The sequence below is a fragment of the Actinomyces sp. HMSC065F12 genome (genome assembly GCF_001814535.1).
Classification (GTDB): Bacteria; Actinomycetota; Actinomycetes; order Actinomycetales; family Actinomycetaceae; genus Pauljensenia; species Pauljensenia radingae_A.
Genome location: NZ_KV816935.1, coordinates 25,919 through 32,910, shown reverse-complemented (window position 1 = coordinate 32,910; position 6,992 = coordinate 25,919). Strand labels below are relative to the sequence as shown.

The following is a 6,992-nucleotide window of genomic DNA, read 5'->3' as shown; positions in this document are numbered from 1 at the left end:
ACCGACCACGCCGAAAAAACCCACGGACACTAACTAGGAAGGACAGTCGCAAACGAACATCACAAGCAACGCAACACTATTCAACAAAACTAGCAACGCACCACGCGTGAACGCTTGAAACTCAGCACAATCGTGCGGGCGATTCAGGGTCATGAGGTAGAAGACTGGCGAGCGTCATCAGATCGGAAAGAGCTTATTTTTTCAGGAGATCCGGCTCGCACACACTGCTGTTCTTCAACGGATGTGATTGCAATTAATCGATCTCATACGACACGGTCAAAGCGGCATGGTCTGACATGCGCGCATCGTAAGAGGCGGCGCGATCAATCGAAAAGGACCGTGCCTTTTGCGCCAGATCCGCCGTCACGAACTGATAATCAATGCGCCACCCGGCGTCATTATCGAATGCTTTGCCTCGCCACGACCACCACGTGTATGGGCCTTGGACATCCCCCGCAAGCTCGCGGACGGTGTCGCACCAGCCACCCTCGGCCCATGACGACACAAAGGCAATTTCCTCGTCGAGCACTCCGGCACGCTTGTTGTGGTTCGGCTTCCAGTTCTTGATGTCCAATTTGGAGCGAACGATGTTGAAATCTCCAGCAACGAGAGCTTGACGCCCCTTCGCCGAATTCGCAGCTTTCAACAGTTCGCTCATGCGCGCTGACACCATCGGCAGGTGCGCCATCTTGGCGTCCTGCTTCGGCGTATCCTTCTCGCCCGAATGGAAATACGCCGACACAAGCGTCAGTGGAGTGGCAAATTCAAGGTCCACTTCCAGCCAGCGACCCGAATCCACATCACTTTCCTGGTCGTCCAGCGTTGTCCGCACGTCTCCGATCAGCGCCTCGTTCTCAATCGGGACAGCGACTGCTACGCCCGCACGCCCTTTCGCCCGCGACGGCACGGCCACAACATGCCACTGCGACCCCAGAATCTCACGCGTCACTTCTTCCGGCGCGCGCACCTCCTGCATCAGGAGGACGTCGGGGTGCTGGCGATTCAACCAGTCGTTCAGTCCTCGTTTAGCGGCAGCGCGGATCCCGTTGAGGTTGACAGTCGTGACGTTCAGCATGCCTCTATTGTGCCCGAAACTTCACCGAGTGGTCGCTTGCAAGCGACCACTCGACATCACGGACTTGGCAAGGCAGCGAGAAATGGCTATTCTATAGCCAACCAAGGATACCCCCTTGGGGTATTGATTTTCGTTGTCACCTAGCGAAAGGACGCCATGTCGCCCGATGTCGAGCATCGCGATTGCTGCGAGGAGTCGGAGCAATCATCACCCCACAGCAGGCCCACATCCGCCGAGAAGTCGCTTGCAAGCGACCACTCGCATTCACATTCGCACTCGCATGCTGCCAGTTCCCGAGGGCGTCTGATTGCAGCCTTGTCCATTACGGCAACTGTCCTCCTCGTCGAGACAATCGGCGGCGCACTTTCAGGATCACTCGCACTTTTTGCAGATGCCGGCCACATGGCGGTGGACTCCACCGGGCTGGTGATTGCGCTGATCGCGGCTCACCTTTCGCTGCGCCCGCGCACCGACAGATTCACATGGGGTCTCGCACGATCCGAAGTTGTCGCAGCGGCACTGCAGGCAGGTATGCTCGCCGCGATCTGCGTGATGATCGCATATGAAGCCATCGGCCGCTTCATGAACCCCGAGCAACTCGACACCCGCATCATGCTGATCGTCGGTATCCTCGGCCTGGCTGCAAACGTCGCTTCCCTACTCGTGCTGATGGGGGGCCGCAGTTCCTCGTTGAACATGCGCGCAGCGTTCCTCGAGGTTGCCACCGACGCGTTAGGGTCGGTCGCGGTCATCATCGGTGCGGTCGTCGCCCATTTCAGCGGATGGCTCCAAGCGGATGCCCTTGCCTCACTGCTCATCGCGTGCATGATGGCTCCGAGGGCGATCACGCTTTTACGCCGCTCGGTGGCGATCCTGATGGAGGAAACACCACCCGGCCTGGAACTGGCAACGGTGCGTGAGCATATGCTCCATGTTCAAGGAGTCGAAGACGTGCATGACCTGCATGCCTCGACCATTGCGACAGGAGTGATAGCCCTGACGGCTCACGTCACCGTCCAACCCGAGTTGAACGAGCACGAGCGATCCGACATTTTGCACACACTCGCCAGCTGCGTACAGGACCACTTCCCCGTCACGATCACGCATTCCACGTTCCAGTTGGAAAGCCCACAGCACCGCGAACATGAACAGTTAAGGCACTAAGCTCACACCTGCGCATCTACACCTGAGCGGAGAAACCCGCCTGTCGCTCAGCCATTTCAACCACGTTCGCCAACAGGAGGGCACGCGTCATCGGCCCGACGCCACCGGGATTCGGTGACAGCCATGCCGCAACACGATCAACTCCGTCGGCCACATCTCCATGCAGCCGCGCCCGGCCATCAGCTTCCGTCACGCGAGAAACGCCAACATCGAGCACCGCCGCGCCTTCACGCACCATGTCAGCGGTGATCAGTCCCGGCGAGCCAGCCGCAGCCACAATCACGTCAGCATTGCGCACCTGTTCAGCGAGGTTGCGCGTGCCCGTATGGCACAGCGTCACGGTCGCGTTGATGTTCTTACGGGTCAGCAGCAATCCAATCGAACGGCCGACGGTCACTCCCCTGCCAACCACGCATACATTCGCGCCATTGAGCTCCACGCCGTAGCGCTCCAACAGCTCAATGACGGCGCGCGGCGTACACGGAAGGGGCGAGGTGATGTCACCTTTTGCGCGCAGCACCAAGCGGCCCAGGTTCATCGGATGCAGGCCGTCAGCGTCCTTATCCGGATCGATGTGCTCCAACACGGCCTGGGAATCGACCCCGACGGGTAGCGGAAGCTGCACAATGAAACCCGTGCAGGCAGGATCAGCGTTGAGCTGGTCGACAGCCTGCTCGATATCAGCCTGAGAGGCCGACTCGGGCAAGTCAATGCGAATCGACTCGAGGCCAACCTCCGCACAGTCACGGTGTTTGCCGGCAACATAGGTCACTGACCCGGGATCTTCACCCACCAGGATTGTTCCCAGTCCTGCATGAACACCGGCTTCACGCAGACGTGAGATGCGCTCAGCAAGCTCGCCCTTTATAGCAGCAGCGGTGGCTTTCCCATCCAGTACCTGTGCGGCACCTTCCCACGGCGCTCTCACTGCTGCAGCCCGTCGTACAACGGGAAGGCATCAGTCAGTGCACGCACGCGCGCCTGCAGACCCTCCATATCCACTGTCTCCTTGGAGGCCGCCTGAACCAGTGCGGTCGCGATGATGTCGGCAACTTCGGTGAACTCCTCATCACCAAAACCGCGCGTAGCCAGCGCCGGCGTTCCGATACGCAGACCGGATGTGACTGCCGGTGGGCGCGGGTCAAACGGCACAGCATTGCGATTGACCGTGATGCCGACTTCGTGCAGCAGATCCTCAGCCTGCTTGCCGTCAAGAGTTGAATCAACCAGGTCAACGAGCACCAGGTGCACATCGGTGCCGCCGGTGACCAGCTTGATGCCGACCTTCTTCGCATCGTCGCGTCCCAGACGCTCTGCAAGTTTCTGCGCGCCAGCAAGAGTTCTGACCTGGCGGTCCTTGAACTCCGGGGTCTGAGCCACTTTCATTGCTACGGCCTTGGCAGCCACCACATGCATCAGCGGGCCACCCTGCTGACCTGGGAACACAGCAGAATTCAGCTTCTTGCCCCACTGCTCGCCGCGCGCGGACAGGATCATGCCGGAGCGGGGACCCCCCAGTGTCTTGTGGACCGTCGTGGTCACCACGTCGGCGTGGGGCAGTGGGCTTGGGTGCAGTCCGGCTGCAACGAGGCCGGCAAAGTGCGCCATGTCAACCCACAGCGCAGCGCCAACCTCGTCGGCAATGCTGCGGAAAGCAGCAAAGTCAAGGTGACGAGGGTAGGCCGACCAGCCGGCAATGATCACACGGGGACGCTCACGCAGCGCCACTTCACGCACCTGATCGGGCTCGATACGCATTGTTGTGCGGTCAACTTCGTATGCGGTGGCGTGGTACATCTTGCCGGAAAAGTTGATGCGCATTCCGTGTGTCAGGTGGCCGCCGTGAGCCAAGGACAGACCCAAAATCGTGTCCCCCGGTTTTGCCATCGCCATGAGCGCGGCGGCATTGGCCTGCGCGCCTGAGTGTGGCTGCACGTTGACGAAATCGGCACCGAACACTTTCTTGGCGCGTTCAATTGCGAGACTTTCAGCAACGTCCACTGCCTCGCACCCGCCGTAGTAGCGGCGTCCCGGGTATCCTTCGGCGTACTTGTTGGTCAGAACTGATCCCTGAGCCTGCAGAACGGCACGCGGGACAAAGTTTTCCGACGCGATCATTTCAAGGGTGGCGCGTTGACGGTTCAGCTCATCATCCAGCACCTTTGCGATGTCAGGATCGAGTTCGGCCAACGTATGGGAGTTGAGAGAATCACTCATTGCTGCTCCAGTTTTCAATTCGCTTGTCTGGCTTTCACTATTGGCGAGGATGGCCCCAGCCGTTCCTCGCTCGGTTGCGTGGCCCAGGCGGGCGACCGCGACAACCCTATTTCGCTCCCCGGTGGTCATCCCACCTGTTCGCCAGTTGCGACAGATTCATCTTATCAACTGTGTTCCGCTGCGGAAACCGCCAGTGCGGACACTAGCGTGAGAACACAACGGTTCGGTTGCCGTTCATCAGGACACGGCGTTCGGCATGCCAACGCACTGCCTGCGCGAGGACTCGGCGTTCAACATCCTGCCCCAGCTCCACCATGTCGCGGGTGGAATCGGCGTGCGTAACTCGCGTGACATCCTGCTCGATGATCGGCCCCTCGTCCAGGTCGGCTGTAACGTAGTGCGCGGTTGCGCCGATGAGTTTGACGCCGCGTTCGTGAGCCTGGGCGTATGGGCGCGCGCCTTTGAACGAAGGCAGGAATGAGTGGTGAATATTGATGACGCGTCCGGCCATTTCACGGCATACCGAATCAGACAGGATCTGCATATAGCGGGCCAGGACGACCAATTCAACCTGCTCGGACTTGATGAGGTCAAGAAGTTCTGCCTCGGCGCGCGCCTTTGAATCCTTGGTGACCGGAATACTGAGAAAGGGGACGCCGTAGAACTGTGCGACCGGCGCGAGGTCAGGGTGGTTACCGACAACTGCAACCACTTCGATAGGCAGACCTTGAGAGCGCTGCCGATAGAGCAGGTCCGTGAGACAGTGTCCTTCGCGCGAAACCATAATGACGGTGCGGAGCGGTCGCCCCAACTGGTCGACGCGCCAGGTGGCGTTGAACTTGTCGGCGATTCGTGTCAGGCCTTCTTCGACAGGACCTCGACCGACAGGTGATTCAACTTCCATTCGCATGAAGAACAGGCCGGTATCCGGGTCACCGAATTGCTGCGACTGAATGATGTTGCCGCCGATGTCGCTCATGATGCCGGAGGCTGCGTGAACAATTCCTGGCTGGTCCGGGCAGGAAAGGGTGATGACAAGCTTGTCGATTGTCGAGGGGGTCGCTGTCGAATCATGTTCCATAGTCCTAAGGTTAATGATTCACAGGCACTCCGGCCTAATCCAGTCCACCGCTTCTGATACGTGGTGTGCGCCGAGTGGTCGCACGTATGCGACCACTCGGCGACATAACGATGTGAACTCGGTCAGTGTGCGGCTGGCATTTCCGCGATGGCGGCTGCGCTGATGACGCGCACTCCTTTGGGCAGGACAGCTTCATCCACCGTGAACTCGACGGAGTGCAGGCCGCCCTTCGACGGAGTGAAGATCAGCAGCAATGAGGCCTTTCCGCCGTTGTCCTGGACTCGCTTCATCATGAATGCGTAGTCTTCGGAAGCGGTCATTTCCACCCACTTCGGGTCATTGGCGCGTACGCCCACCAACTCGCCAGCTTCAGCGATTCGGTCCATCAGGTCCGGATCGGAATCCAGGGAGATGGCCTCTCCCATGCGCACGATCTCGTAGTCGCACTCATACATCTGTGCAGCCGCTTCGATCACGGTGCGGGCTCGGTGCTCCATGTACTCGTTGATCTCGGTCGTTGAACCGCGAACTTCCATCTCAAAGTGTGTATGATCTGCGACAATATTGCGGGTATCGCCGGCAACGATCTTGCCGACACTCACGCGGGTCGCCCCTTCTGAGTGGCGCGAAATCGCATATAGGTTCAACACTGCGGTGCACGCGGCGAGAATCGTGTTCTTGCCTTTTTGCGGCGCGCCTGAAGCGTGAGCTGCCAGTCCTTTCAGATTCACGTCGTACTTCGTGGTGGCCAGAGCCCCGCCGGATCCGGGCGCGTAGTCGGATTCTTCGAAGTCGTGTGGCCACACGTGTTGCGCGAACATGACGTCGACGTCATCGACATGGCCGGCGGCCACCATCGATTTCGCTCCGCGAACGCCTTCTTCAGCGGGCTGGAACAAAATCTTCAGCGTTCCTGACCAGGAGTCCTTCATCTGTGCCATTGTGCGGGCAACACCCAGCCCCATCGTGATGTGAGCGTCGTGTCCACACGCATGCATGGTGGAGGCGTGAATGGAGTTAAAACCCTCATCCGCCGGGTAGTACCCCTTCTCTGAGGATTCCTGCAGCGGCAGCGCGTCAATGTCGAAGCGCATGCCGACAGTGGGGCCGTCCCCATTGCGGAGAATTGCCACAGTACCCGTGTGTCCTCCGGCAATCGAGTGAACAAAGTCGGCGTCGGCACCCTCGTCAATCGCGCGGGCGATTGCGGCCTCATCTTCTTCGGAGCTGGGAAGTCCCATTCGCTCCTCAGACAGGCACGCGTCCTTTCCCTGCAGGACCTCATAGCCCCACTCGCGCAGATGCTGGACGATGATCGACGTGGTGCGGTACTCGAGGAATCCGAGTTCAGGATGTGCGTGGAAGTCGCGGCGCCACTGGACCAGGTCATCGGTCATGGCGTCGACATTCGATGTGAGTGTTTCAGCGATCTGCATTGGTAAAAGTGCCATGTTT

6 protein-coding genes and 1 riboswitch are annotated in these 6,992 nt (G+C 59.5%); of the genes, 1 reads left to right on the top strand and 5 read right to left on the bottom strand.

What is annotated here, in order from left to right:
* Window positions 1-253: 253 nt before the first annotated feature.
* On the bottom strand, window positions 254-1,075 hold the full coding sequence (locus HMPREF2975_RS00130; RefSeq protein ID WP_070724928.1) for an exodeoxyribonuclease III: 822 nt from the start codon (window positions 1,073-1,075) through the stop codon (window positions 254-256).
* A 156-nt stretch (window positions 1,076-1,231) separates the two neighbouring features.
* Between HMPREF2975_RS00130 and HMPREF2975_RS00125 the strand changes: the two genes are divergently transcribed.
* Entirely contained in the window at window positions 1,232-2,239 is a 1,008-nt protein-coding gene (locus tag HMPREF2975_RS00125; RefSeq protein WP_070724925.1) for a cation diffusion facilitator family transporter, read from the top strand.
* 16 nt (window positions 2,240-2,255) lie between these two features.
* Here HMPREF2975_RS00125 and HMPREF2975_RS00120 read toward each other — a convergent pair whose 3' ends face one another.
* The 4 genes from HMPREF2975_RS00120 to HMPREF2975_RS00105 form a co-directional block, all read right to left on the bottom strand.
* Entirely contained in the window at window positions 2,256-3,167 is a 912-nt protein-coding gene (locus HMPREF2975_RS00120; protein ID WP_070724921.1) for a bifunctional methylenetetrahydrofolate dehydrogenase/methenyltetrahydrofolate cyclohydrolase, read from the bottom strand.
* Window positions 3,164-4,456 carry a serine hydroxymethyltransferase gene (gene glyA, locus HMPREF2975_RS00115; RefSeq protein WP_058237098.1) on the bottom strand — a complete coding sequence of 431 codons (1,293 nt, stop codon included), beginning with the start codon at window positions 4,454-4,456 and terminating at the stop codon, window positions 3,164-3,166. The genes HMPREF2975_RS00120 and glyA overlap by 4 nt, the downstream gene beginning before the upstream one ends.
* 74 nt (window positions 4,457-4,530) lie before the next feature.
* Window positions 4,531-4,615: riboswitch (ZMP/ZTP riboswitch) on the bottom strand.
* A 43-nt stretch (window positions 4,616-4,658) separates the two neighbouring features.
* Window positions 4,659-5,537, bottom strand: coding sequence for a formyltetrahydrofolate deformylase (gene purU, locus HMPREF2975_RS00110; protein WP_070724918.1), 879 nt, complete (start codon window positions 5,535-5,537; stop codon window positions 4,659-4,661).
* Window positions 5,538-5,659: 122 nt separating this feature from the next.
* On the bottom strand, window positions 5,660-6,988 hold the full coding sequence (locus HMPREF2975_RS00105; RefSeq protein ID WP_070724917.1) for an amidohydrolase: 1,329 nt from the start codon (window positions 6,986-6,988) through the stop codon (window positions 5,660-5,662).
* Window positions 6,989-6,992 lie beyond the last annotated feature (4 nt).

Excerpts from the sequence above, each read along its gene's own strand:
- purU (WP_070724918.1), bottom strand. The coding sequence starts at position 5,537 with ATGGAACATGATTCGACAGCGACCCCCTCGACAATCGACAAGCTTGTC.
- HMPREF2975_RS00130 (WP_070724928.1), bottom strand. The coding sequence starts at position 1,075 with ATGCTGAACGTCACGACTGTCAACCTCAACGGGATCCGCGCTGCCGCT.
- HMPREF2975_RS00125 (WP_070724925.1), top strand. The coding sequence starts at position 1,232 with ATGTCGCCCGATGTCGAGCATCGCGATTGCTGCGAGGAGTCGGAGCAA.
- HMPREF2975_RS00105 (WP_070724917.1), bottom strand. The coding sequence starts at position 6,988 with ATGGCACTTTTACCAATGCAGATCGCTGAAACACTCACATCGAATGTC.
- glyA (WP_058237098.1), bottom strand. The coding sequence starts at position 4,456 with ATGAGTGATTCTCTCAACTCCCATACGTTGGCCGAACTCGATCCTGAC.